The organism is Corynebacterium appendicis CIP 107643 (assembly GCF_030408415.1).
Lineage (GTDB): Bacteria > Actinomycetota > Actinomycetes > Mycobacteriales > Mycobacteriaceae > Corynebacterium > Corynebacterium appendicis.
The window spans coordinates 1,565,167-1,589,545 of record NZ_CP046976.1; the positions used below are offsets into that span (position 1 = coordinate 1,565,167).

The following is a 24,379-nucleotide window of genomic DNA, read 5'->3' on the forward strand; positions in this document are numbered from 1 at the left end:
GGCGTCAGCGCCTGCCCATCAGCCGGTCGAGCTCGCGGCGCTCCTTCTTCGTCGGGCGGCCGGCACCGCGGTCGCGCTTGGGCATGGAGTAGAAGTACTCCTTCGGCGGTGGCGGCGGGGAATGGTCGATATAGCACTGACGGGCCACTGGGGCGCCAACGCGTTTGCGCAGGGTCTGCACGACTTCGTACTCGATGTCGCGGTAGTCCTTCCACGCTTTGACGCGATCGCCGGGAACCACCTGGGTGGACGGCTTCACTGCGTTGCCGTTGAGTTTCACGTGCCCGGCGCGCACGGCGTTGGCTGCCTCAGAACGCGTCTTGTACATGCGGACGGCCCACACCCACACGTCGATGCGAACGGGTGTGCCGTCCGGTTCAGCGCCCGCCATCAGTACGTGTCTTGGTGGTTGATGATCTTCTGCACCTTGCTGTAGTTGTACAGCCCGCCGCCCACGGCGACGACCATGCCGAGGGCGAACCAGAACCAGAAGGAGGAGAAGATCAGGCCGAGCGCCACGCCGCCGAGCACGCCGCCGCCGACGCAGGCCACTCCATTGCGGGAGTAGCGGCGCACGGCCTGTTTGCGGGCTTCGATCGGGTTGTTCGGGCGCGGCTGAAGAGTCATGGGCACAAGTTTAGCGGTCGCATTCCACCCACATTGTTCCCGCCTCGCGGGCGGTGGCGGTTCCCTGCGTCACGGCGGCGAGCAGATCGTCGAATTCGCCGCGGCTGCCGGGGGCGATAGCGAAGGTGTACTGGGCCTGCGCGGCGTAGGCGACGTCGACGACGTCGACGCCGTGGGTGCGCAGTTCGGCTTCGATCCGTCCGGCGTCGGTGTGCGGGAGGTTCACACTGATGAGTTCGCGCAGGGATTTCTCGGCGCGCGGCACGGCTTCCAAGGCCTGGGAGACGGATTCGGAATAGGCGTGCACGAGCCCGCCCGCACCGAGCTTCACGCCGCCGAAATAGCGGATCACCACGGCCACGGCAGATTCGAGGCCGGAGCCGCGTAGCGCGTCGAGCATCGGTTTGCCGGCCGTTCCGGCGGGCTCGCCGTCGTCGCTGGAGCGCTCGATCGGCACCGCCCCGTCGACGTGCACGATGAATGCGGAGCAGTGGTGCCGGGCGTCGGGATATTCGTGCCGCGCCCTCGCGATGACCTCGCGCGCTTCGTCCTCGGTCTCGGCACGCGCGATCCAGGTGATGAAGCGGGAACGCTTGATTTCGATCTCGCTCACCGTCGGCTCGCCCGAAACAGGCAGTGAATATGTTGTCTCCATTGCGGGACCATTTTACTTAGGGTGGAACACATGAAGTTCGATGTGTGGGCCCCGTACGCGCACGACGTGAAACTCGTCGTCGACGATGAAGAGCACCAGATGCGCAGGGACGACAAGCGCCGAGGATGGTGGCTGAGCGACATCGAGAAGACTCCGGGTCAGCGTTACGGCTTTTCGCTTTACGACGGCGAATCCTGGACTGCTCCCCTCCCCGATCCCCGCTCCGCCCGCCAACCCGACGGAGTTCACGGCCTGTCGCAGGTGACCGACCCCGAATTCGAGTGGTCGGACCAGGACTGGACCCGTTACGAGCTCAAAGGACAGGTCATCTACGAGCTCCACGTGGGCACGTTCAGTGAGGAGGGGACGTTTGACGGAGTCGTCGATAAGCTCGATTACCTTGCGGACCTGGGCGTGACCACGATCGAGCTGATGCCCGTCCAGCCGTTCGCCGGCGAGCGCAACTGGGGCTACGACGGCGTGGACTGGTTCGCCGTGCAGGAAAGCTACGGCGGCCCCGAAGGCCTGAAGCGCCTGGTCGACGCCGCGCACAACAAGGGCATCGGCGTGTTTTTGGATGTGGTGTACAACCACTTCGGCCCCGACGGCAATTACAACGGGCAGTTCGGTCCGTACACCACTGCTGGCGCGACGGGCTGGGGCGATGTGGTGAACCTCTCCGGCGCCGATTCGGACGAGGTCCGCGCCTACGTGCTCGATGCCGTGCGGCGCTGGCTCACCGAATTCCACATCGACGGCCTGCGCCTCGACGCGGTGCAGACCTACGACGACCGCGGCGCGTACTCGATCATGGAGCAGATCAACAGGGTCGCCGACGAAGTCGAGGCGGAACAGGGCCCGAATCCGATCATCATCGCCGAGAGCGACATGAACGATCCGCGCATCATCTCCGACTATTCGGTCGGCGGGTACGGGCTCGACGCGCAATGGCTTGACGACGTCCACCATGCCCTCCACACCGTTATCACCGCCGAGAACAACGCGTACTACGAAGACTTCGGCACGGTGGAGATCCTCGCGGACACGCTGCGCCACGGCTACCGGTTCCGCAACGACTATTCCCGTTACCGCGGCCGCACCCACGGCCGCGCGCTGGATCTCGCGGCGATCCCCCCGTGGAAGCTGATCACCTACACCACCACCCACGACCAGGTGGGCAACCGTGCGGAGGGCGACCGCCCGTCGCAGAACCTCACGCCGACCCAGCACGTGCTCAAGGCCGCGGTGATCTTCTTCAGCCCGTTCACACCGATGATCTTCCAGGGCGAGGAATCCTTCGCGCAGACGCCGTTCCCGTTCTTCGTCTCCCACACCGACGAAGAGCTCATGCGCCTCACCCGCGAAGGCCGCGCCCACGAATTCGCCCGCTACGGCTGGAACTTCGACGAGGTCCCCGACCCAGCCGACCCGGCCACCTTCGAATCGGCGAAACTGGACTGGAACCACGGCGAGGATGCCACGGCGGTGCACGAGGCCTACAAGACGCTACTGAAACTACGCAGCGACCTGAACCTCGCTCGCGAAGATCTCCGCGATCTGCAGGTCGAGCACTCCGATAATTGGATGACCATGGGCTACGACGATGTCGTGCTCGCGGCGAACCTCTCCGATGAACCGGCCACCGTCCCCGTGGGCGGGGAGCTCGTTTATTCCTTCAGCTCCCCCACCGTCACGGCAACGGAGACCCAGCTGGAGCCGTGGGGCTTCGCGGTGATCAAGCGGTAGGCACCAGGACGCTACCGGACGTCAGCCGGTAGCTAGCTGTCCTAGCCCGTGACGATGAAATCGTATTCCGGCGTGCCCGGCATCAGGCGGCGGCAGTCGAAGGACGCCTCCTCCATGCGCTCGAGCAACGGGTCGAGGTCGGATGCCCGAGCGAGCTCGATGCCGACGAGCGCGGCGCCGGTCTCGCGGTTGTTCTTTTTCAGGTACTCGAACAACGCGATATCGTCGTCCGGACCCAGCACGTCGTTGAGAAAGCGGCGCAGCTGCCCCGGCTCCTGGGCGAAGTTGACGAGGAAGTAGTGCTTCAAGCCGCGGTGCACCAGCGATCGCTCCATGATCTCGGCGTAGCGCAGCACATCGTTGTTGCCGCCGGAGATCACGCACACGACTGTGCTGCCGGGAGCCAGGCTGACATCAGCGAGTGCCGCAACCGACAACGCGCCGGCGGGCTCCGCGATGATGCCCTCGTTCTGATACAGCGCGAGCATGCTGGTGCACACTGCTCCTTCGTCGACGGACACGACGTGGAGACGCCCGAGGTTCTCCTCGATGATGTGGTAGTTCACGTCACCGATCCGCTTTACAGCGGCGCCATCGACGAACGGGTCGACGGTCTCGAGTGTCACCGGTTCGCCGGCGTCGAGGGCTGCCTGCAGCGAACGTCCACCTGCCGGTTCCGCCCCGACCACCGCGGTGCGCGGGGACATGTCCGCCAGATACGAGGTGATGCCGGCGAGCAGTCCGCCGCCGCCTACCGGGACGACGATGGAGTCCAGCGACTTGCCCAACCCGGACAGCTGGGAGACCACCTCGGCGCCCACTGTGCCCTGGCCAATCACGGTGTTGCGCGCGTTGAAGGGCTCGACGATGGTGGCGCCGCGGGCCTCAGCGTCGTTACGCGCTGCTTCTGCGGCCTCGTCGAATGTGTCACCGACAAGCACGAGCTCCACATTGTCCCCGCCGTGGACCTTGATGCGGTCGCGCTTCTGCTTCGGCGTGCGCTTCGGCACGAAGATCTTGCCGTCGATGCCCATGGAACGGCAGGCGTACGCGACGCCCTGCGCGTGGTTGCCTGCCGACGCCGCGACGACTCCGGCCGCTTTTTCTTCCTCGGTCAGGTTGCTGATGTTGTAGTACGCGCCGCGAATTTTGTACGAGCGCACGTCCTGCAAGTCCTCGCGCTTGAGGTACACCTCCACCCCGTAGTCCTGCGACAGGCGCGGGCAGTACTGCAACGGTGTCGGCGCGATTATGCTCGAAATACTCGCCTGTGCCCCTTGAATGTCTGCTGCGTGCACGGGTGAAAAATCAGGCGAATGTGTCATACCGAGCAATCATAGACCCACCGCGGACACCGCAAGCGCATGCGAACCGAAAAATTCCGAGCGCTGCACGCGCGCTCCACCACCGCAAGCCACAGCATTTCGAACAGGTCTCCCACCCAAGAACTTGCAAACAAAAACTACAATTCCGCTAAAAACATAAAACGTGATTCCGGAAATGTAAGAAAGAGGAATTTGCAGAACATAAATTAGGACCATCTTACCTGCGCTTTTATCTACGCAGGATGGCCTCATAGAGCTCCCCCCGCGAAAACCCTTGCATTAGTTGATGTGAAGCGTATGATTTTTTGAGGTTCCTGCCAGAATCACCCAACCTTACATTCAAGAAGGAGTCCTTCGTGAAGAAGCGCAACACATTCCTCGCCGCAATGCTTTCCGCCGCAATGGCATTCAGCGCCGCCCCGGCCGCCGTCGCCGAGACCGCCAAAGACGAGTCCGCGACCATCGCTGACGCCGACAACACGAACAACGAGCCCGACACCGGCACAGACGCCACCGATACTGAGGACGGCGAGGAGGAAGACTCGGAGGGCCTCGAACCGACCAAAGACATTTGGGATAAGGGCGGCGCTTCTTCCGATCCTGCTCCTAACGGCCCGTTCAAGAGCGACGGACTGAACCGACTTTCCGCTTACTTGAACAGCAACCACTTCGAGACGGTCTCCGCGATCGTTGAGGTCATCGCTGGCGTGATCACCGTGGGCTCCCAGCTGGCCGCAATTATCATCACTGTTTCCCCGACTGCCAAGGCTCAGTTCGAAGCATTCATGAAGCAGTTCTCCTAAAGTTTCCTGTTTCGACGGAATCCATATATACGATTCGGCTCCTGTCTCTCCGCGCTCCTTTTATTTGAGAGTTGCGTAGAGAGGCAGGAGCCGTCGTGTTTGAGGAGCCTATTCTGAGTTTCTAGCCCAGCACGCCTGCGCCCATCGCGGCTTTCAAATCGCCCATCAGGCTGCCGGAACGCTCCACCCGCAAGTGGTCGCCGAGCACCATCAACTGAGAGTGCTCCCCGTTGACGAGGTTCAGGTACACATCGGAATCACCCGGGTTATTCGTCAGCACCTGCTTGAGCTTGCGGATATTGTCCATCGTGCACTGGTCGGTGCGCATCGTCAGGCGTAGCGGCAGCCCCGCACCGTTGCCGGGACCGAGTTCCGGGACCTTAACGTCGTCGCCAAACAGGCTCATACGTTCGTCACGGATGGACACATGAGCCTTGACCAGGATGATGTTGTCCTCCACGATCTGCGGTGCGACGAGCGCGTAGACCTTGTTGAACAGCAGCACCTCGACCTGGGCGCCGTGGTGGTCCTCCAGCGTGACAATCGCCCAGGGCGAGCCGTCCTTCTTGGAGTAGCGGCGGTCGACGCTGGAGATGATTCCGCCGATGGTGACCTGGTCGCCGTGGCGCATCTCCCCGCCGAGAATCGTCGGCAGCGACGTGTCCGTCTGCGCCTCGAGGGCTTCTTCGAAACCATCGAGCGGGTGGCCCGAGACGTAGAGGCCGAGCATCTCCCGCTCGAGAGCGAGCTTGTGCTTTTTCTCCCACTCCTCGTCCGGGATCTCAATGGTGAAGGCGTTAGCGGCGCTGTCGTCGCCGTCATCGCTGCCGCCGAATGAGGAGAACAGGTCGAACTGCCCCTTATCGGCCGCCTTCTTCGTGGTCAGAACAGAATCCACCGCGCCGTCAGACACCAGGAGCAGTCCCTTGCGCGGGTGGCCGAGCGAGTCGAAGGCGCCGCCCTTGATCAGGGACTCCGTGATGCGCTTATTGCACGGCAGAAGGTCGATCTTGTCCAGGTAGTCGGAGAAGCTCGTGAATGCACCCTTCGTGCGGCGAGTCTCCATGATGGACTCCACGACTTCCACACCCACATTGCGGATCGCGGCCAGACCGTAGCGGATGTCCTTGTCAACAGCGAGGAAGTTCTCCTCGGACTCGTTGATGTCCGGCGGCAAAACCGAGATGCCCAAGTGGCGGCAGTCGGCCAGGTAGATCGCGGACTTGTCCTTCTTGTCGCCGACAGAAGTCAGCAGCGCAGCCATGTACTCCGAGGCGTAGTTCGCCTTCAAATACGCGGTCCAGTACGAGACCAGCGCATAACCGGCAGCGTGCGACTTGTTGAACGCGTAGGACGCAAACGGCTCGATCGTGCCCCACAGCGCGTCGACTGCGGACTTGGTGTAGCCGTTGTCGAACATGCCTTGCGAGAACTTCTCGTACTGCTGCGCAAGCACCTCCGGCTTCTTCTTGCCCATCGCCTTACGGAAGCCGTCTGCCTCGCCAGCCGTGTAGTTCGCCACCTTCTGAGAGATCCTCATGATCTGCTCCTGGTAGACGATGAGGCCGTAGGTCTCGTCGAGAATCTCCCGCAGCGGCTCTTCCAGCTCCGGGTGGATCGGGGTGATCGGCTTGCGGCCGTTCTTGCGGTCCGCGTAATCCCAGTGGGCATTCACGCCCATCGGGCCCGGTCGGTAGAGCGCGAGAGAGGCGACAATATCGTTGAAGCCCGTCGGCTTCATGCGCTTGAGCAGCTCCTGCATGCCGCCGGAGTCGAGCTGGAACACTCCCAGGGTGTCGCCGCGGGACAACAGCTCGTAAACGTTCGGGTCGTCGGTGTCCAAACTCTCGAGGTCGAGGGTCTCGCCGCGGTTCTTCTGGATATTCTCAATCGCGTCACCGATAACGGTGAGGTTGCGCAGACCGAGGAAGTCCATCTTCAACAGGCCAATGGCCTCGCAGGCCGGGTAGTCCCAGCCTGTAATGAGCGCACCATCGGCGGGACGCTTCCACATCGGGATGTGGTCCATGAGCGGCACCGATGCCATGATCACCGCGCAGGCGTGGACACCGGCCTGGCGGACAACGCCCTCCAGGCCGCGGGCAGTCTCGTAGATCTTGGCCACGTCGGGGTCGGTCTCGATCATGGAGCGGACCTCGGCGGCCTCCGAGTAGCGCTCGTGCTCCGAGTCAGTGATGCCGGACAGTGGGATGTCCTTCGCCATGATCGCGGGCGGCAGCGCGGCATTGATGCGGTCGGCCATCTGGAAGCCCGGCTGGCCGAAATTCACCTTCGCGGCGTCCTTGATGGCCTGTTTCGTCTTCACCGTGCCGAACGTGATCACCTGGGCGATCTTGTCCTCGCCCCAGTTCTCCGCGGCGTAGGTGAGCATCTCGCCGCGGCGGCGGTCGTCAAAGTCGATATCGATATCGGGTGCGGACGGACGCTCCGGGTTCAAGAACCTCTCGAAGAGAAGGCCGTGCTCGATCGGGTCGATATTCGTGATCGTCAACGCGTAGGCGACCAAGGCACCTGCGGCGGAACCACGGCCCGGACCGACGCGGATACCCACCGAACGGGCGTGCTTGATCAGCTCGGCGACGATGAGGAAGTAGGACGGGTAGCCCTTCATGTCGATGACGCTGATCTCGTAATCGGCGCGCTTCAAGTACTCCTCCGGGACTTCCTTGCCCTCGAAGCGCTCCTCCAGGCCGCGGTGGACCTCCTTACGCAGCCACGTCGTCGGGGTCTCCCCCTCCGGCACGGTCGCGACCGGCATGCGGTCGTGCGGGTGCTCTTCCCACAACTCGCCGTAGTCACCGACTCGCTCCGCGATCCACAAGGTGTTATCGCAACCGTCGGGAACCATGTCGTCCCACGTTGCGCGCATTTTCTCGGCGGATTTGATGTAAAAGTCCGTGCCGTCGAATTTGAAGCGGTCCGGGTCCAGCAGCGTCTTGCCAGTCTGGACGCAGAGCATTGCCTCGTGCGCGGGTGCCTGGGACTCGAGGACGTAGTGGCAGTCGTTGGTGACCAGCGGCGGCAGATCCAGAGCCTGGCCGATGCGCAGCAGGTCTTCACGGACCCGGCGCTCGATGTGCAGACCGTGGTCCATCAGCTCCAGGAAGTAATTGTCCTTGCCGTAGATGTCCTGCCACATCGCGGCGGCCTCGAGCGCCTCGTCGTACTGGCCGAGGCGCAGGCGGGTCTGCACGTCTCCGGACGGGCAGCCGGTGGTGGCAATGATGCCGTCGGCGTGCTCGGCGACGAGCTCCGCGTCCATGCGCGGCCATTTGCCAAGCTGCCCCTCGTAAGACGCCAGGGACGACAGCTTGAACAGGTTGTGCAGACCCGTGGCATTCTCCGCCAGCATCGTCTGGTGCAGGTAGGCACCGGAGGCGGAGACGTCATCGCTTTTCTGGTCGGGCGTGCCCCACAGAACACGCTTCTTGTTGAAGCGGGACTCGGGCGCCATGTATGCCTCGATGCCGATGATCGGCTTCACGCCGGCATCGACCATGCGGCGATAGAAGGCGTTCGAGCCGAACATGTTGCCGTGGTCGGTCATGCCCACTGCAGGCATGCCCTGACGCACGACTTCTTCCGCCAAGAGGTCCACCTTGGCCATGCCGTCGAGCATGGAGAACTCGGTGTGGTTGTGCAGGTGGACGAACGAGGAGTTTTTGGCCATGCGGACAGTTTACTCGTAGCGCAAAGCGTCGATCGGCTGCATCTTAGCGGCCCTGTTTGCCGGGTATGCGCCGAAGAAAACACCGATCGCCATGGAGAAGAGCAGCGACGCAAGCACAGCGCTGACCGGCGGCCACGCCATCGGCCCGTACTCGCCGCCGCCGGCCATGCCGATGAATCCACTGGCGACCGAACCTATGATGCCGCCCAAGATCACGCCGATGATGCCGCCGAGCAGACAGACCATCACTGCCTCGACGATGAACTGGGTGCGGATATCGCGGCGGGTCGCACCGAGCGCCTTTCGCACACCGATCTCGCGGGTGCGCTCGGTGACTGTGATGAGCATGACGTTCATGACGCCGATGCCGCCCACCAAGAGGGAGATGCCGGCGATCGAGGCGATCACGGCACTGATGGCGCTGAAGATCTGGGTGAAGGACGCGAGCTCCGCCTGCATGTCGATGACTTCGGCCTGGGCCGTCTCGCTCTTGGAGTACCACCGGTCGACGTACTTCTGCAGTTCGTCACGGAATTCCGCCGGATCTTCATCACCTTTGGCCTGTACGTTGAACAAATCGGTGTTCGTGATCGGCTCCGCGATACGGTCAATGGAGCTCAGCGGCACGAAGGCTTGGCCAGCAGCGGACTCCTGGCCGAAGTTGCTGGCGTCTTGCTCCTCCGCCTCGGCGACACCAACAATGGTGTACACACTGGTCGATTCCGCGCTCAGATCGATACGCTGCCCGAGGGCAGCGGCACCGTCGCCGCCGAAGAAAGCGTCGACAAGCTCCTGCGAGACGACCGCGACCGGGCGCTGGCTGTCGATGTCCCGCTGCTCGATCGCGCGACCGTAAGCGATCTGCACGTTGCGCACTTCCATTGACTCGCCAAGAACTGGGTTCACCTGGACCGAGGCATCCTGATCCTCGAATTTGGCATCGCCGCCGAAGCTGTTCTGGATGTCCACGCCAACGATGCGGTCGCCGAAGTGTTCACTGAGTTCGTCCAGCTGCTCGAGCGTGACTTTGTCCGCTTCGTCGGTGACAGGCGGGTTGAAGCCTCCCGGTTCTTCTTCCCCGTCCCCGGATTTCTCGGGTTTCTCGGTGATGAACACCGCTTGTTGCGATGCGCCAATGTCCTCGAGGCCACTAGTCACGCTGTTTTGGAGGCCGCGTCCGAGGGTCATGATGATCACCACGGCCATGATGCCGATGATGATGCCCAGCAGGGTGAGGATCGAACGCATCTTGTTCGTCCGCAGACTGCCGAGCGCAAGGTTGACTGATTCCCGGAATTCCATGGTTTAGACCGCACCTCCCGAACGCACATCGACGACACGGCCATCCTTCATTTCCACGATCCGGCCGGTTTCTTGCGCCAGATCCGGGTTGTGGGTGATGAAGACGATCGCCTTACCGTATTCCTGGTTGAGCTGGTGGAACAGGTCCATGACCATGCGTCCGGTCTCGGAGTCGAGAGCGCCTGTCGGTTCGTCGGCAAGCAGCAAATCCGGGTCGTTGGCGAGGCTGCGCGCGATAGCCACGCGCTGCTTCTGGCCGCCGGAAAGCTCGTTCGGCGCGTGTGTGAGACGGTCGCCCATGCCGACGAGCTCGAGCAATTCCGCGGCGCGCTCTTCGCGCTCGCGCTTGCCGACGCCCGCGTACATCATCGGCATCGCGACATTTTGCAGCGCATTGATGCGGCCGACGAGATTGAAATTCTGGAAAATGAAGCCGATATTCTCCGAGCGGTACGAGGCGAGCTCGTTGTCGACTTTCTGGAAGACGTCCTCGCCGTTGAAGGCGTACCCACCGTGCGTCGGCTTATCCAGCATGCCGATCAAATTCATCAGGGTGGACTTGCCGCAACCGGACGGGCCGACGATGGAGACGAACTCGCCGTGGCTGGTTTCGAAGTCGATGCCATGCAGGACGGTCAGCTCGGTGTCTTTGCCTTGGTTATAGGTCTTGACGATCCCGCGCATGAAGATCAGCTTGTCGGGGTCGATTTTGACCATGGCCGGCTGTTCGCCGCCATTGATGGCAGTGCTCACAGGGCTACTCTCCCCCTACTTGTCCGACTTGTCGGATTTCTCAGCGCCGTCGGACTTGTCGGACTCGCTGTCCTTGTCGCCCTTGCCGGACGGATCGAAGTTCTCGTCGGTGATGCTGACGGTCTCGCCCACGCGGTCGCGGAAGTCCTCCGGCCACGCAATGACGACATCGCCTTCCTTGAGGTCGCCGCTGGTGACCGCGATGTCGGTGTCGTTCTTCACCCCCGTCTTCACGGTGCGCTCTTCGATCGTGCCCTCGGCGGCGTCCTGGTTGGCGCGGTTGAGGACGAGGACCTTGTTCTCGTCGTAAACGGCGTCGCGCGGGATGGACAGGTGGTCGCGGTCTTCCTCGGTGACGATCTCCACGCGTGCGGAGCCGCCGAGGCGCAGGCCCTTAGTGTCACCGGTGACCTCGATCTCCACCGGGAAACTGATGCCGGTGTCCTTTTTGCTGTCCTGGCTTCCACCATCGCCGCCGGATCCCTGCATGGCGCGGGCCGCTGCGGCTGCTCCGCCGTCCTCGCCGCCGTCCGCCATCGGCGCGACGCGACGGACCTTGCCTTCGAACTCGCGGTCGCCGGTGACCGGGGTGGTGAACGTGACGCGGTTGCCTTCCTTCACGTCCGCGATATCGGACTCGCGCACGGAGGTCTTGATCAGGTAGCGGGAGTTATCGGCGACGGTCATGAGCGCGCCGCCGGACGGGGAGCCTTCCTCCGCCTCAATCTTGGCCACGACACCATTGATCGGCGAGGTGACCTCGCGGTCCTGCACCTGGTGCTCGAGCATGCTGGTGTCAGCGCCCGTGCCGCCGGGCATTCCCCCACCCTGCGCCATCGCTTCCTGCTCGGCGAGCGCCTGCTGCTGGGCCATGGCTTCCTCTTCGGACATGCCGCCCGGCATTCCGGCGCCGCCTCCGCCGCCCATCTGAGCCTGCTGCTGGAACGCAGCCTGCGCTTCCTGCGCGCCCTGGGCACGTCCCTGCTCGTGGGCGTCAGTCAGGGCCCTATCGATCTGTTCGCGGGACGGGCCCTTCTGCTCCGGGGCCGGCGCTGGCTTGGGTGCCGGCGCCTGTCCGGGCAGGACCTGCTTAATGCAGTCGTCGATGGTCTTGCGTGCGTCGTCGACCATCCGCTTCACGTTGGCCGATGCCGCAGTCATCTGGACTGGCTCTTCGCCACCCTGGCCCTGGCTCATCAGCTGCTCGTTCGCCTGACGCTGAGCGTCGAGCTCCTGCTCTATCGAGGAGGTGTCCATGGTGACGAGGAGCTGGCCCTGCTTCACCTTGTCGCCGACACCGACGTGGATCTTCTCCACCGGCACCTGCAAGGTGGTGGAGATTCCGGCCTGGCGGATCGGGCTGATGGATCCGTCGACGATGATGCTGTTGACCACTTCTTCCTTGGCCACGACATCGTATTCGCCCGCACCGATGGAGCTGCTGTCTTCGTTGCCGCCACCGTTGCCGCCCAGGCCGCACGCCGCTGCGAAGAACAGGGACGATGCGATTGCGAGCGATGCCCCGGTTTTACGGAAAGCTGACACGTTTCATCTCCTCGTTGAAGGACCGTAAATTGACCTTCAATGACCCTACACGTTCGGAAGGGGTCGCCGGAAGACGATTAAGGAGTCTGAGGATTCACTGGGCGCACTCCGAATGCGCCCCACACGGCATCGGGCGGAAGCGCCTCCACCGCTGCGATCCGTTCGTTAGCCGACAGCGCACGCAGCGCGTCTCCGGTATCCCGCACGACAGCGCCGGCGACATCGCCGTCCACCGCGATCCGGAAGATTTCGGTTCGGTCCCGTCCCTTTTTGGGCTCTCCAATTGGTTGAAGCGGAGCATCGGGCGGGATCACGGCGTCGACTCTGCCCACGGGCTCGAGCACCGCGGACGCCTCCTCCGGCGTGGTCTCGCCGGCGAAGGTGACGAGGGCGAAAGCCGGGGCATCGCCCGGCGCGTCGTCCAGCGACGCCTCGACGCGTTCGACGTACTCGGCGAAGGTCTCGCCGTTGTCTTGTCCCAGCTGGTCGCCGACAGGCACGGGTTCGAAGCGCGTCCGGGCGCCGAGCAAGGAGATCAACGCGACGAGCAGGCCGACAGCCACTGCCCCGACAACGAGACTGGCGCCCGCCGCGATTTCACGGCGATTCATGAGCGCAGCTTATCGACGGCCCGCTGAAGGTCCTCCGGGTAGGGCGAGGTGACCTCCATCCACTTGCCGGTGCCCGGGTGGGTGAAGCCTAAACCCGTGGCGTGCAGCCACTGGCGTGTCAGTCCCAGGCGCTTGGTCAGGTTCGGGTCGGAGCCGTACATGGGGTCGCCGACGCACGGGTGGCCGACAGAAGACATGTGCACGCGAATCTGGTGGGTGCGGCCGGTTTCCAGGTGGACTTCAAGCAGGCTCGCCTCACGGAAGGCCTCGACAACCTCGTAGTGTGTCACCGACGGGCGGCCGTCTGAGGTCACGGCGAATTTCCACCCCGAGGACGGGTGCCGGCCGATCGGCGCGTCGATAGTGCCCACGATCGGGTCCGGCAGGCCCTGCACCACCGCGTTATACGTCTTTTCCACGGTGCGTTCCTTGAAGGCACGCTTGAGCACCGAATACCCGGGGATCGAATTAGCCACGACCATGACACCGGACGTGCCAACGTCGAGACGCTGCACAATGCCCTTGCGCTCGGGCGGCCCGGCGTCGGGAAGCTGGTAGCCCATGGCCACCAGTCCCCCGACAACGGTCGGGCCTTCCCAACCCAGCGTCGGGTGGGCGGCCACCCCGACCGGCTTGTCCACGACGATGACGTCTTCGTCGTCGTAGAGAATCTCCAGGCCCTCCACCGGCTCGTCTTTCGGCATGGGCACTTCCTTCGGTTCGGGCAGGGTCACCTCGAGAGTCTGCCCGGGGGTGAGGCGGGTGGATTTGGGGGTCACGGTGCCGTCGATAAGCACTTCGAGCTCCGCCGCTACCGAGCGGGGCACACCGAAGACCTTGGCCACGGCGGCGTCGACGCGCATGCCGTCGAGCCCCTCCGGAACCGTGATTGACCTGTATCCGGTGGTCATGATGCGTCCTTCTCGGACGGAGCTGCGCTTTCCGCACTATCCGCGGCGTCGGAGTCCGCTTCCCCAGCGTCCGTCTCGTCCTTAGCGAACAAGAGCGAGACGATGAACACCGCCACCCCGATGTTGATGAACGTGTCGGCGAGGTTGAACACGGCGAAATTGCCGATGGCGATGTAGTCGACGACGTGGCCGAACCAGAACCCCGGCGGGCGGAACAGGCGGTCGATGAGGTTGCCTAGCGCGCCGCCCGCGATGAGCGCGATGCCGAGCACCTCCCAGCGGTTGTGGAGGCGGGGGCCGAACACGAGCGCGCCCACAACGAAGGCGAGCTGAATGGTGGTGATCAGCCAGGTGAGGTCCTGCCCCATGGAGAAAGCCGCGCCGGAATTGAACAGGAGCAGCCAGTTGAACCAGTCGCCGATGACCGCCACGGGCTCGCCGGGGGTGAGTGTGGTCACCATGATCTGTTTGACCACTTGGTCCACGAGTCCCACTGCGACCATGATTGCCGCGATCAGCGTCAGGCGCCGGCGGCGGACGGTGCCGTTAGAGCCGGTGGGATTGTGCGAAGTCGTGGTGCTCATCGTCGCCTTACTGTAGTCGGTTCCGCGTGCGGTAGGTTCAATGTGTGAGCTTTAGGTATCTGCAAGCAATCGTCGTCGCGGGTGCGCTCGCCGCCACCGCGGCGCTTTCCGCGTGCTCGTCGCAGGACGCCGACCCGTTCGAAGAGATCCCCGCTTTCGATGTCGACCCAGCCCGCGTCACGCTCATCGACGCCGGCGAAGGCGAAAAGCAGGTGCTCTCCTACGCCGCCGAGGGCGCGGAGCAGACCACGGGCATCGAAGTAGCCAGCGGTATCTACCAGGGCCGCGTCGCCACCGACAAGGTCGACCCCGACGCACCGGAGCCGAGCTACACGGACGCGCAAGCTCTGCAGCTCGAGGTCACCAGTAACGGGGAGACCACGGACGTGACAGCCGAGGGCTTCCGCATGCGCTGGTCCGCCGACCCCACGGGGCTCATCACCGATGTGAAACTGCTGCCCGCAGACGACAGCAGCGACGAGGACCGCGAGCGGCTCGAGCGGGCAATGCTCCAGCTCCTATCCACCATGCCGGTCTTTCCCCGCGAGGAGGTCGGCGAAGGCGCATCGTGGACCGCGCAGGCGCGCACGACCGGGCAGACGTCCATGCAGCGCACGACCACCTACACGGTCACGAAGATCGATGGTTCGACGGTCACGCTCGACCTCGACATCGACGAGGAGCCCGGCCGCAATGAGCCGAGCGGCGGACCGGCAGAAGACGAACAAGCGGACGGCGCCGACATGCAGGAGCTCAACGAGGAAAGCACGACCACCACGTCCCAGGCGGAGATCACGGTCGACCTGACCGCACCGATCCCCGTCGCCGGACAGAACGCCGCAACGACGCGCGTGGTCTACTCCGGCCCGAACCCCGAGTTCAAGGTGGTCCAGGACATCACCACCGCGACACGTTACGGAAAATAGACGACTATGCCTGCCCCGCTTCATATCGGACTCGACGGAATCTCATTTTCGTACTCGGACGGCCACCGCGTGCTCACGGACATCTCCTTCGCAGTCCCGTCGGGCTCGGTCACGGGACTCATTGGCGAGAACGGCGCGGGCAAATCGACACTGCTCGGTGTCATTTCCGGCGACCTTATCCCCACAGCCGGCACGCTGGTCACCCCGCCAGTCACGGGGTTCATCGCCCAGGAGACCTCGCTGCCCTTCACCGAGCCAGCGAGCACGCTTATCGACGCCGCCGTGGATGAGCTCCGCGGCGTGGAGCGCGCCATTGCGGATCTCTCCGGTCGAATGGCGGAAAACCCCGAGAACACGCGCTTGGCAGATGACTTCGATCTCGCGCTGGCGCGCGCTGAGAATTCCGGTGTCTGGGAGCTCGACGCCCGCATTGCGACAGTCCTCGCCGGCCTGGGCCTTGCCAATGTCGATCTGGCTACCCCGTTGGGTGAGATGTCCGGCGGCCAGCGCCGCCGCTTCGCGCTAGCGACTCTCCTACTGCGCCCGGTGGACGCGATGGTGCTGGACGAGCCGACAAACCACCTCGACGACGAGGCCGTGGACTTTCTCGTGGGCGAACTCGAGTCTTTCAACGGCCCGGTGCTGGCCGCGTCCCACGACCGCTATTTCCTCGACGCTGTCTGCGATGCCCTCGTCGACCTCGATCCGGGACTTGGTGCGGAAGGCGGGATGGGTGAAGAGACCCGCCAGGGCGCGCGCTTCAGCGGATCCTTCAGCGATTATTTGAAGGCCCGCGAGCAGCGCCGCCAGCGCTGGGCCACCGACTACGCCGCCCAGGAGCACGAGCGCGAACGGCTGGAAAAGGCCGCGGAGCAGTCCGCCGACGACATTTTCCACTCGCAGGAGAACAAGACGGAGACTCGAGCCGCGGCGAAGTTTTACGCGGACCGCGCAGCGAAGACCGTGGGCAACCGCCGCCGCGCCGCAGAGAACCGGCTCGAGGAACTGGAGCGCTACCAAATACCCGCTCCCCCGAAGCCGCTGCGCTTCACCGGCATCCCGGAACACACGGCAACCTCCCTCGGCGTACCGGCGGTCGTGGCTAAAGAGCTCGCGGTCCCCGACCGCCTCGCGCCTCTCGACCTCAAAGTCCAGCCCGGCGAGCAACTGCTGGTGGAGGGCCCAAACGGTTCCGGCAAGTCGACTCTGCTGAAGATTCTCGACGGTGCGCTCACCGATTTCACCGGCGAGCTGGTCATGCCGGAGGAAATGACCGTCGCCCGCCTTGAGCAAGACGATTCGTGGACGGATCTCTCCGTCACCGGCGCCGATATCGTCCCGGAAATCGTGGAGATGGGACTGATGACCCCGGAGCAGGCGGAAATGCCGCTCGAGGATCTCTCGCTGGGACAGCGCCGCCGCGTCTCCCTGGGCAAAATCCTATCCTCGCCGCCGGATCTGTTGCTTCTCGACGAGCCCACCAACCACCTCTCCCTCGCACTCGCCGAGGAGCTCGAGGCCGCCCTGGTGGACTTTCCCGGCACCGTGATCATCACCAGCCACGACCGGTGGATCCGCCGCCGCTGGCGCCAGCGCAAGGCCCAGAAAGACGGACGCGCCACACTGCTCACCCTGTCCACGCTGTGGACCGAGGAGGTATGGCGCGAAGAAGACTGAGCAATGCTCAGTAACTTCGTGTTCTCTACAGTGCCGGAGCCGGCGCGCCGCCCTGTGCGGGAGCCTGCGCGTCACCTGCGCCCTGGTCTGCGCCCTCGGGGCCGGGGCCGCCCATGGCCGGAGCCTGTGCGCCGTCAGCGTCCTGCTGCGGGCCCTCCGGTGCGGGGCCGCCCTGTGCCGGGGCCTGGCCGTCCTGGCCTACCTGCGCGTTGCACATTTCCGGAACCTGGTCCGGGGTCACCGTGTTGGTGATCAAGGTGCACGCCCAGGACTGGGACAGCTTCCAGGTGCCCTCCTCGAAGATAAAGGAGACGTTCTCAGCCACGGACGGGCCCTGGTCCGGCTGAGTGAAGTTCACAGCGGCCAGAACCTCGTTCGGGGTGTAGCCCGGCAGGATCGGCTCAACGACCTGGAAGTCGGCGCCGGACTCCTGCTTGGCCTGGGTCATCACGTCGAAGAGCTCGCGGGCGTTCTCGCCGCCCTGGACCGTCTTCACGCGTTCTTCCATCGGCAGATCCGCGTTGGTGGCGCGGGCCAGGACCTCGTTGAGCTGCTCAGCCGTCGGCTTCTCGGCGGCCGGAGCGGCCTGCCCGGAGGCGGTGTTGGTCTCAGTGGAGGTGTTGGTCTCAGTGGAGGTGTCCGTCTCAGAGCCGCTGTCGTCGTTCGAGCACGCCGCGAGCGTGACTGCGGCGCCGAACGCAGCCGCAATGGCGGCGAGTTTCCGTGCGTTGGTCGGTGCGTGCATATATCTCTCCTTGATTTCCGCTAACTGGCTTTACGTTACCGCCGGTGTCTGGTCCACGACTAATCGGCGCGCCTAGTCTGAAGGTCATGAATACGTCAGAAATAGCTGTGGTCGCCACGGGAGGAACCATCGCGTGCGAGGCGGATTCAGCCGGTGCGCTGGTACCCCGCCGCACCGCGGGTGAACTGATCGACGCTGCCGGAATCGCCGCTCCGTGCCGCCCGGTGGACGTGCGCGCCCTCGATTCCTCGTCGATGACGCTGGCCGATGTCGACGCTTTGGTGTCCACCGTGCACGAGCAATTAGCTGATCCGGCCGTCGGCGGTGTCGTAGTCACCCACGGCACTGACTCGCTTGCCGAGACAGCCTTCGCGCTGGATCTGTTCCATACCGACCCGGCGAAGCCCGTCGTGGTCACTGGCGCGCAGCGGGCCGCAGATGCCGCCGATCCCGACGGGCCGCTCAACCTCCGCGCGGCGGTGGATTTCATCGCCGGCAGAACTCAGTCCACCAATGACCGCCTCCCTGCTGACGGACCCGGCGCTGGAATCGGTGGCGATGGCGTCGTCATCGCCTTCGGCGGCGCAGTCATCCCGGCGCGGGGTGCGGTCAAGACGGACACGCATGCCCTGGACGCGTTCCGCCCCACAGCCAGTGGCTCTGATAAGACCCCGGCGCGGCCTGCGGCCATTAGCCCGGTGCGGCTGGGAGACATGAATATCCCGATCGTGGCCGGATGGGCCGGCGCGGGCGGGGACATCGTCGACGCCGTGATCGCGATGGCCCCCGACGGCATCGTGGTTGAAGGCATGGGCTCCGGGAATGTCTCGGAGCAGATGGGCCGGGCGCTGCACCGGGCGCTCGATGCTGAGATTCCGGTCGTGGTCACAACCGTGGTGCCGCACGGCAAGGTCGAATTCGCCTACGGCGGTGCCGGCGGTGGTGCCACACTGGGCGACCGCGGGGCCGTCCCTGCCGGGTGGCTCCGCGCCGGTCAAGCCCGTACCGCCCTTGCCGCGGCATTATCGGCGGGCATTGACCCGGCGGCACTTATCGGCGGCTGAGGCGCCACACCGCAACGGCAGCGCGGTCGAACCGCCGGTGCCCTCCGACGATCAGCCGCAGACGGTCACCTCACCATTCTGCAGCTCGTCGTGGGAGACCTCCGCGAAGTGCTCGAGCTGCATCGGCTCCTCGGTGTGCACGAGGCAAAGATCACCGCGAGGCGCCTTCTCCCGGTGGTCGACTCGTTTCATGATTTTTCTTTGACGATTGAGCGAAATTATTGTCGTCACGGCAGGTGCTGGCGAGTGTTAGACCGCAGTCGTCGAGACCAGAGCTGCGGCGCGATTCTGCTGCGCAACGCGCAGGCTCACGGCACACCCGGTTCTACTGAGCTGAGATTTTCCAGCGAGCCGGGGCTCGCCGTCATCGAGGTGTCCAATGCCGGGCCGGAGTTCACTGCGGAAGAGTTGAACCAGCTAAAAGAACCCTTCACCCGCGGCAACAACCGCGTGTCCGGGTCCGGCCACGGTCTGGGTCTCGCGCTTGTCGACGCGATCGCCGCCTCCCACCACGGCCAGCTCGACCTTGCACCCCGCCCCGGCGGCGGTGTGATCGCCCGCCTGAGCATTCCGCGCGGACTGTCCGTCAGTCCCCGGCGGACTCCTCGTCAGGCAGCGGATTAGCGTGCAGCAGATCGTCCTCGTTGGCAGTAGCCAGCCAGTCCTCCCACGCCAGCGATGCGACGGAGTCGGCGGGGACGAGTTCGGGGTCGTCCGCGCGGAGATTCTTCACCGGTCCCGGACCGGTTGCGCGGGTCTCGAACCGCACGGTGACAAACCCGTGGCCCGCGCCCTGGATCCAGCCGTGGCCGAATTCGGAATGGTGCACATCCTGCGTCGCTGCCCACGCGCGCGTGCCGGTGGGCATGACCGGCAGGATCTCCCCTGTGTGCGGCTCGGGCAAATTCGCGCGGTCGAGCTCCGGGAAGAGGACCTCCTGCATGACGGTCTCCAGGCCGGAGAACCCCACGCCGACAAGACGGATCGGGCCGAGCTCGTCCGGGTAGCGCGCGATGCGGAATGCCGCGGCCGTGAGCGTGTCCAGGTCGTCGGTGGCATACGTCAAGGTGCTGGAGCGGGATTCAATGTGGAAGTCGGCCATCTTGAGTTTGACGGTGACGGTGCGGGCGCCGCGTCCGTCGACAAGCAAGCGCTTATGCGCTCCTTCCGCCGCACGCCTGATAGCGGCTTCGACCTCGCCCCTCGTGGTCAGGTCGCGCGGGTAGGTGTGCTCAGCGGAGATCTGCTTCGATTCCGCGCGCGGCGCGACTTCGCGGTCGTCGATGCCGCGCGCGAGTGTCCACAGCTGCTTTGCGACGATCCCGCCCAGCGCCACCTCCACCTCGCGCTCGCTCATGGCGGCGAAATCGCCGATGGTCTCCACCCCGATGCCGGTGAGCTTATTCGCCGTGACGGGGCCGACGCCCCACAGCTCGCCGACGGGCAGCGGGTGGAGGATCTCCGTCTGCTTCTCCCGCGGAATGATGAACGTGCCGTCCGGCTTGGCCAGGCCGGAGCCGATCTTGGCGTACTGCTTTCCGGTGCCCGCCCCGATGGAGCTGGGCAGTCCTGTCTCCCGGCGAATCTCCTCGCGCAGGTCATCCGCCCATTTCTTCACCTCGTCGGGGGACGCCCCCGCGAGTTCGCGCGGCTCGAGGAACGCTTCGTCGATGGAGAGCTGCTCCACTACGTCGACCCTGTTCGCGATTATGCCGAACACCCGGCGCGATGCTGTTGTGTACACCGGCCGGCGCGGTGTGACCAGCACAGCTCTCGGACCGACGAGCTGCACCGCGCGGTACGTCGGCATCGCCGAGTGTGCACCGTATCTGCGCGCCTCGTAGCTCGCACCAGCGACCACTCCCCGACCCGTCACCCCGGCGACGAGCACCGGCCGGCCTCGCAACGTCGGACGGGTCAACTGCTCGCAGGACGCGTAGAACGCGTCCATGTCGATGTGCAGCACCCAGCGAGTCATAGCCACTCCAGCGTAGGCCGAATTGCCCGGTGACCGCAGGTTCGGGTTGTTTAGCCGTTCTTGGTCACATTCGCGGTGACGCCGTCGAGGACCTTGTGGCCGGCATCGTCGGCGTCAGTCGTGACGGTGAACGAGGTGGCCAGGGTCTCCGCCGCGATGTGGTCGGCGTGGCGGCTCGCCCACTTCTCCTTGTCCGCCGGGACGTGGAGGGTGACCGAGATGCGGTCGGAGACTTCGAGTCCCTCGTTCTTGCGGGCGTCCTGCAGGCCACGGATGACGTCGGCTGCCCAGCCCTCGGCCTCAAGCTCCTCGGTGAGGGCGGTGTCGAGGACGACGAGGCCGTCCATGCCCTCCACGCGCGCGGTGGAATCCGGGTCGGCGGCGACGAGGCGCTCGGTGTACAGATCCGGGGTGAGAACCAAGTCGCCGTCCACGACGACATTTTCGCCGTCGTGGACGTAGTTACCGGCCTTGACGTTCTTGATCGCGCGCTGGACGTCCTTGCCCAGCTTCGGTCCGGCGACCTTCGCGTTGACAACCACCTCGAAGGAACCTGCGGAATCGACGTCCTGTGTGAGCTCGACGTTCTTCACGTTGACCTCGTCGCGGATGACCGACTCAAACGGCGCGAGAGTGTCCGCCTCCGGCAGCGCGACCTTGAGGCCCGGCAGCGGCAGACGGTTGCGCAGCTTCTTCGCTTTGCGCAGCGAGGACGCCGCGGAGCACACCGCGCGGGTGGCGTCCATCGCGGCGACGAGCTCGTCGTCAGCCGGGAAGTCCGCAGCATCCGGGTAATCCGCCAGGTGCACGGAACGCTCACCGGTGAGGCCGCGCCACATTACCTCGCCGATGTACGGCAGCAGCGGAGCCACGGTACGGGCAAGGACCTCGAGCACCGTGTAGAGGGTGTTGAACGCCTCCGGGTGCTCCTCCTGGCCCGCCCAGAAGCGGTCGCGGGAGCGGCGCACGTACCAGTTGGTCAGGGTGTCGGCGAAGAGACGGATCTCCTCGCACGCTCCGGAAATGTCGGTGGCTTCGAGGGCCGCGCCGGTGTTCTTCACAGTGTCGTGCAGCTTCGCCAGGATGTAGCGGTCGAGCACGTTGTCCGAGCTCGTGTCCCAGGTCGCCTCGCGGTCCGAGTACAGCTGCAGGAAGGTGTAGGCGTTCCAGATCGGCAAGATCGCCTGGCGCACGCCGTCGCGGATGCCCTGCTCGGTGACGATCAGGTTGCCGCCGCGCAGGATCGGGCTGGACATGAGGAACCAGCGCATCGCGTCCGAGCCGTCGCGGTCGAAGACCTCGTTCACATTCGGGTAGTTGCCCTTGGACTTGGACATCTTTTGGCCGTCGGAACCCAGCACGATGCCGTGGGCGACGACCTTCTTGTACGCGACGCGGTCGAACAGCGCGGTGGACAGCACGTGCTGGACGTAGAACCAACCGCGGGTCTGGCCGGAGTACTCGACGATGAAGTCCGCGGGCTGGCGGGTGTCGAATTCTTCCTTGTTCTCGAACGGATAGTGGTACTGCGCGAACGGCATGGAGCCGGACTCGAACCAGCAGTCCAGCACGTCCGGGACGCGTCGCATGGTGGACTTGCCTGTCGGGTCGTCCGGGTTCGGGCGGGTCAGCTCGTCGATGTACGGGCGGTGCAGCGATTCCGGACGCACGCCGAAGTCGGCCTCGAGCTCGTCGAGGGAGCCGTAGACGTCCACGCGCGGGTACTCCGGGTTGTCGGACACCCACGCCGGGACCGGGGAGCCCCAGTAGCGGGTGCGGGAGATATTCCAGTCGCGGGCGCCCTCGAGCCACTTGCCGAACTGGCCGTCACGGATGTGGGACGGGATCCAGTCGATCTCCTGGTTCAGCTCGACCATGCGGTCGCGGATGTCCACGACCTTCACGAACCACGCCGGAAGAGCCATGTAGATCAGCGGCTCGCCGGAGCGCCAGGAGTGCGGGTAGGAGTGCACGATGGTCTGGTCGCGCACGACGCGGCCGCGGGCTTTGAGGTCGCGGATGATGTCGCGGTTGGCGTCGAAGACGAGCTTGCCCTCGTAGTCCGGGACGAGCGAGGTGAACTTGCCGTCCGCATCGACCGGGATGACCAGGCCGATGTCGTATTTCTCACAGGTGATCATGTCGTCCTCACCGAAGGCGGGAGCCTGGTGGACGACACCGGTGCCGTCTTCAGTGGTGACGTAGTCGGCGAGCAGCACCTGGAAAGCATTCGGCTGATCCGCGAAGTAGTCGAAGAGCGGCTCGTAGGTGATGCCCTCCAGATCCGCGCCACGGTAGGTGGCCAGGACCTCAAGGTTCTCCCCAAGCTCCTTCGCGTAGGATTTGATCAGATCGGTCGCGAGGACAAGCTTGGCACCGGCGAATTCCGGCACAGAGGAGTCCTCGCCAACGCGGACCAGGGAGTACTCGATCTCCGGGCCCACAGCCAACGCCAGGTTCGACGGGGTCGTCCAGGGGGTGGTGGTCCAGCCGATGAAGGCGGAGTCGATAAGCTCCTCGTGCCCCTTGGTGTCCTTGATGGGGAACGTGACGGTGACCGTCGGGTCCTGGCGCTCCTTATACGCGTCGTCGAGACGGGTCTCCTGGTTGGACAACGGAGTGTGCTCCGCCCAGGAGTACGGCAGGACGCGGAAGCCCTGGTAAATCAGGCCCTTGTCGTAGAGCTCCTTGAACGCCCACATGACAGACTCCATGTATTCCGGGTCCATCGTCTTGTAGCCGTTCTCAAAGTCCACCCAGCGCGCCTGGCGGGTGACATAGTCCTCCCACTCGTCGGCGTAGTGCATGACGGACTTGGCGCAGTACTCGTTGAACTGGGCCAGACCCATGTCCTCGATCTGAGCCTTGTCGGTGATGCCGAGCTGCTTTTCCGCCTCGAGCTCGGCGGGCAGGCCGTGGCAATCCCAGCCGAACACGCGCGGGACGTGGTAGCCCGTCATGGTGCGGTAGCGCGGGACGATGTCCTTGACGTAGCCGGTGAGCAGGTGTCCGTAGTGCGGTAGGCCGTTCGCGAAAGGCGGGCCGTCGTTGAAGACGTACTCTTCGCAGCCCTCGCGGTTGTCCAGGCTGGCCTGGAATGTCTTGTCCTCGTTCCAGTAATCGAGGACGATCTTCTCCATGTCCGGGAATTTCGACGAGCCCCCGGTCATATCCACCTTGGGGTACACGCCGCCGACGCCTTGCTTGTCTGCCATGATTCCTCCACGCACATCATCGTGCGGGGACGCAGGCGACTGCGCGGTACCACCCCGCTTGGGACCCACCAGGTGGATCCCCACTTCATTGTGGTGAAGGATTGACGTATCCCTTTGCACGTCCGGTTCTACTGGGCCAGCGGCCGACAGCGGCCGCTGGCTGTTCTTCCGGAAACGCTCCCCGGTGATGGCCGGATCGTTGCGTGTCTGGTTCTGACATG

At 64.6% G+C, this 24,379-nt stretch carries 21 protein-coding genes; 6 read left to right on the forward strand and 15 right to left on the reverse strand.

Translation table 11 applies throughout. The features are described 5' to 3' along the window. Nucleotides 1-4 precede the first annotated feature (4 nt). The 3 genes from CAPP_RS07695 to CAPP_RS07705 are packed head-to-tail and all read right to left on the reverse strand — an operon-like array spanning nt 5 to nt 1,282. Complete coding sequence (locus CAPP_RS07695; protein ID WP_076598737.1) at nt 5-391, reverse strand: RNA-binding S4 domain-containing protein; 387 nt, start codon at nt 389-391, stop codon at nt 5-7. Further along, nucleotides 391-627, reverse strand: coding sequence for a hypothetical protein (locus CAPP_RS07700; protein ID WP_076598736.1), 237 nt, complete (start codon nt 625-627; stop codon nt 391-393). Before CAPP_RS07700 ends, CAPP_RS07695 begins: the two co-directional genes overlap by 1 nt. A 10-nt stretch (nt 628-637) precedes the next feature. Then, complete coding sequence (locus CAPP_RS07705; protein WP_076598735.1) at nt 638-1,282, reverse strand: YigZ family protein; 645 nt, start codon at nt 1,280-1,282, stop codon at nt 638-640. A 30-nt stretch (nt 1,283-1,312) separates the two neighbouring features. Here CAPP_RS07705 and treZ point away from each other — a divergent pair, with 30 nt between their 5' ends. Continuing rightward, entirely contained in the window at nt 1,313-3,028 is a 1,716-nt protein-coding gene (gene treZ, locus CAPP_RS07710; RefSeq protein ID WP_084560512.1) for a malto-oligosyltrehalose trehalohydrolase, read from the forward strand. 41 nt (nt 3,029-3,069) lie between these two features. On the opposite strand, the gene ilvA is transcribed toward treZ, so the two are convergent. Continuing rightward, entirely contained in the window at nt 3,070-4,353 is a 1,284-nt protein-coding gene (gene ilvA, locus CAPP_RS07715; protein ID WP_076598733.1) for a threonine ammonia-lyase IlvA, read from the reverse strand. A gap of 356 nt (nt 4,354-4,709) precedes the next feature. Here ilvA and CAPP_RS07720 point away from each other — a divergent pair, with 356 nt between their 5' ends. Next, nucleotides 4,710-5,156, forward strand: coding sequence for a hypothetical protein (locus CAPP_RS07720; protein ID WP_076598732.1), 447 nt, complete (start codon nt 4,710-4,712; stop codon nt 5,154-5,156). Between the two features lie 121 nt (nt 5,157-5,277). Here CAPP_RS07720 and dnaE read toward each other — a convergent pair whose 3' ends face one another. From dnaE to lspA, 7 genes are all read right to left on the reverse strand, one after another. Further along, nucleotides 5,278-8,847, reverse strand: coding sequence for a DNA polymerase III subunit alpha (gene dnaE, locus CAPP_RS07725; protein WP_076598731.1), 3,570 nt, complete (start codon nt 8,845-8,847; stop codon nt 5,278-5,280). A 9-nt stretch (nt 8,848-8,856) separates the two neighbouring features. Continuing rightward, entirely contained in the window at nt 8,857-10,149 is a 1,293-nt protein-coding gene (locus tag CAPP_RS07730; RefSeq protein ID WP_076598730.1) for an ABC transporter permease, read from the reverse strand. Between the two features lie 3 nt (nt 10,150-10,152). Beyond that, nucleotides 10,153-10,866, reverse strand: coding sequence for an ABC transporter ATP-binding protein (locus tag CAPP_RS07735; protein WP_076598900.1), 714 nt, complete (start codon nt 10,864-10,866; stop codon nt 10,153-10,155). Nucleotides 10,867-10,917: 51 nt separating this feature from the next. Continuing rightward, nucleotides 10,918-12,447 carry an efflux RND transporter periplasmic adaptor subunit gene (locus CAPP_RS07740; RefSeq protein ID WP_076598729.1) on the reverse strand — a complete coding sequence of 510 codons (1,530 nt, stop codon included), beginning with the start codon at nt 12,445-12,447 and terminating at the stop codon, nt 10,918-10,920. 77 nt (nt 12,448-12,524) lie between these two features. Beyond that, nucleotides 12,525-13,058, reverse strand: a complete 534-nt coding sequence (locus CAPP_RS07745) for a hypothetical protein (RefSeq protein ID WP_076598728.1) — start codon at nt 13,056-13,058, stop codon at nt 12,525-12,527. Further along, nucleotides 13,055-13,969, reverse strand: a complete 915-nt coding sequence (locus CAPP_RS07750) for an RluA family pseudouridine synthase (RefSeq protein ID WP_076598727.1) — start codon at nt 13,967-13,969, stop codon at nt 13,055-13,057. Before CAPP_RS07750 ends, CAPP_RS07745 begins: the two co-directional genes overlap by 4 nt. Continuing rightward, nucleotides 13,966-14,553, reverse strand: coding sequence for a signal peptidase II (lspA, locus tag CAPP_RS07755; RefSeq protein ID WP_084560511.1), 588 nt, complete (start codon nt 14,551-14,553; stop codon nt 13,966-13,968). The genes CAPP_RS07750 and lspA overlap by 4 nt, the downstream gene beginning before the upstream one ends. Nucleotides 14,554-14,597: 44 nt before the next feature. Here lspA and CAPP_RS07760 point away from each other — a divergent pair, with 44 nt between their 5' ends. Both CAPP_RS07760 and CAPP_RS07765 read left to right on the forward strand, forming a co-directional pair. Further along, nucleotides 14,598-15,479 carry a hypothetical protein gene (locus tag CAPP_RS07760; RefSeq protein ID WP_076598726.1) on the forward strand — a complete coding sequence of 294 codons (882 nt, stop codon included), beginning with the start codon at nt 14,598-14,600 and terminating at the stop codon, nt 15,477-15,479. A 6-nt stretch (nt 15,480-15,485) separates the two neighbouring features. Further along, complete coding sequence (locus CAPP_RS07765; protein WP_076598725.1) at nt 15,486-17,156, forward strand: ABC-F family ATP-binding cassette domain-containing protein; 1,671 nt, start codon at nt 15,486-15,488, stop codon at nt 17,154-17,156. 25 nt (nt 17,157-17,181) lie between these two features. Here CAPP_RS07765 and CAPP_RS07770 read toward each other — a convergent pair whose 3' ends face one another. Then, nucleotides 17,182-17,901, reverse strand: coding sequence for a WKL family lipoprotein (locus CAPP_RS07770; protein WP_076598724.1), 720 nt, complete (start codon nt 17,899-17,901; stop codon nt 17,182-17,184). Between the two features lie 86 nt (nt 17,902-17,987). Here CAPP_RS07770 and CAPP_RS07775 point away from each other — a divergent pair, with 86 nt between their 5' ends. Then, nucleotides 17,988-18,965 (forward strand): asparaginase, encoded by a 978-nt coding sequence (locus tag CAPP_RS07775; RefSeq protein ID WP_290172806.1) that lies wholly within the window; start codon nt 17,988-17,990, stop codon nt 18,963-18,965. A gap of 51 nt (nt 18,966-19,016) precedes the next feature. On the opposite strand, the gene CAPP_RS07780 is transcribed toward CAPP_RS07775, so the two are convergent. Then, entirely contained in the window at nt 19,017-19,157 is a 141-nt protein-coding gene (locus CAPP_RS07780; protein WP_159437727.1) for a hypothetical protein, read from the reverse strand. A gap of 54 nt (nt 19,158-19,211) precedes the next feature. On the opposite strand from CAPP_RS07780, the gene CAPP_RS07785 reads away from it, so the two are divergent. After that, nucleotides 19,212-19,589, forward strand: a complete 378-nt coding sequence (locus CAPP_RS07785) for a sensor histidine kinase (protein WP_076598722.1) — start codon at nt 19,212-19,214, stop codon at nt 19,587-19,589. Here CAPP_RS07785 and CAPP_RS07790 read toward each other — a convergent pair. Then, on the reverse strand, nt 19,552-20,943 hold the full coding sequence (locus CAPP_RS07790; RefSeq protein WP_076598721.1) for a DNA polymerase IV: 1,392 nt from the start codon (nt 20,941-20,943) through the stop codon (nt 19,552-19,554). The genes CAPP_RS07785 and CAPP_RS07790 overlap by 38 nt on opposite strands. Nucleotides 20,944-20,993: 50 nt before the next feature. Next, entirely contained in the window at nt 20,994-24,158 is a 3,165-nt protein-coding gene (ileS, locus tag CAPP_RS07795) for an isoleucine--tRNA ligase (protein WP_076598720.1), read from the reverse strand. Nucleotides 24,159-24,379 lie beyond the last annotated feature (221 nt).

Bases quoted from the DNA above. Each gene is read 5' to 3' on its own strand.
- CAPP_RS07700 (WP_076598736.1), bottom strand. From the start codon at position 627: ATGACTCTTCAGCCGCGCCCGAACAACCCGATCGAAGCCCGCAAACAG.
- ilvA (WP_076598733.1), bottom strand. From the start codon at position 4,353: ATGACACATTCGCCTGATTTTTCACCCGTGCACGCAGCAGACATTCAA.
- ileS (WP_076598720.1), bottom strand. From the start codon at position 24,158: ATGGCAGACAAGCAAGGCGTCGGCGGCGTGTACCCCAAGGTGGATATG.
- CAPP_RS07775 (WP_290172806.1), top strand. From the start codon at position 17,988: ATGAATACGTCAGAAATAGCTGTGGTCGCCACGGGAGGAACCATCGCG.
- CAPP_RS07735 (WP_076598900.1), bottom strand. From the start codon at position 10,866: ATGGTCAAAATCGACCCCGACAAGCTGATCTTCATGCGCGGGATCGTC.
- CAPP_RS07765 (WP_076598725.1), top strand. From the start codon at position 15,486: ATGCCTGCCCCGCTTCATATCGGACTCGACGGAATCTCATTTTCGTAC.
- CAPP_RS07770 (WP_076598724.1), bottom strand. From the start codon at position 17,901: ATGCACGCACCGACCAACGCACGGAAACTCGCCGCCATTGCGGCTGCG.
- CAPP_RS07750 (WP_076598727.1), bottom strand. From the start codon at position 13,969: ATGACCACCGGATACAGGTCAATCACGGTTCCGGAGGGGCTCGACGGC.
- CAPP_RS07745 (WP_076598728.1), bottom strand. From the start codon at position 13,058: ATGAATCGCCGTGAAATCGCGGCGGGCGCCAGTCTCGTTGTCGGGGCA.
- dnaE (WP_076598731.1), bottom strand. From the start codon at position 8,847: ATGGCCAAAAACTCCTCGTTCGTCCACCTGCACAACCACACCGAGTTC.
- treZ (WP_084560512.1), top strand. From the start codon at position 1,313: ATGAAGTTCGATGTGTGGGCCCCGTACGCGCACGACGTGAAACTCGTC.
- CAPP_RS07790 (WP_076598721.1), bottom strand. From the start codon at position 20,943: ATGACTCGCTGGGTGCTGCACATCGACATGGACGCGTTCTACGCGTCC.
- CAPP_RS07780 (WP_159437727.1), bottom strand. From the start codon at position 19,157: ATGAAACGAGTCGACCACCGGGAGAAGGCGCCTCGCGGTGATCTTTGC.
- CAPP_RS07730 (WP_076598730.1), bottom strand. From the start codon at position 10,149: ATGGAATTCCGGGAATCAGTCAACCTTGCGCTCGGCAGTCTGCGGACG.
- CAPP_RS07705 (WP_076598735.1), bottom strand. From the start codon at position 1,282: ATGGAGACAACATATTCACTGCCTGTTTCGGGCGAGCCGACGGTGAGC.
- lspA (WP_084560511.1), bottom strand. From the start codon at position 14,553: ATGAGCACCACGACTTCGCACAATCCCACCGGCTCTAACGGCACCGTC.
- CAPP_RS07695 (WP_076598737.1), bottom strand. From the start codon at position 391: ATGGCGGGCGCTGAACCGGACGGCACACCCGTTCGCATCGACGTGTGG.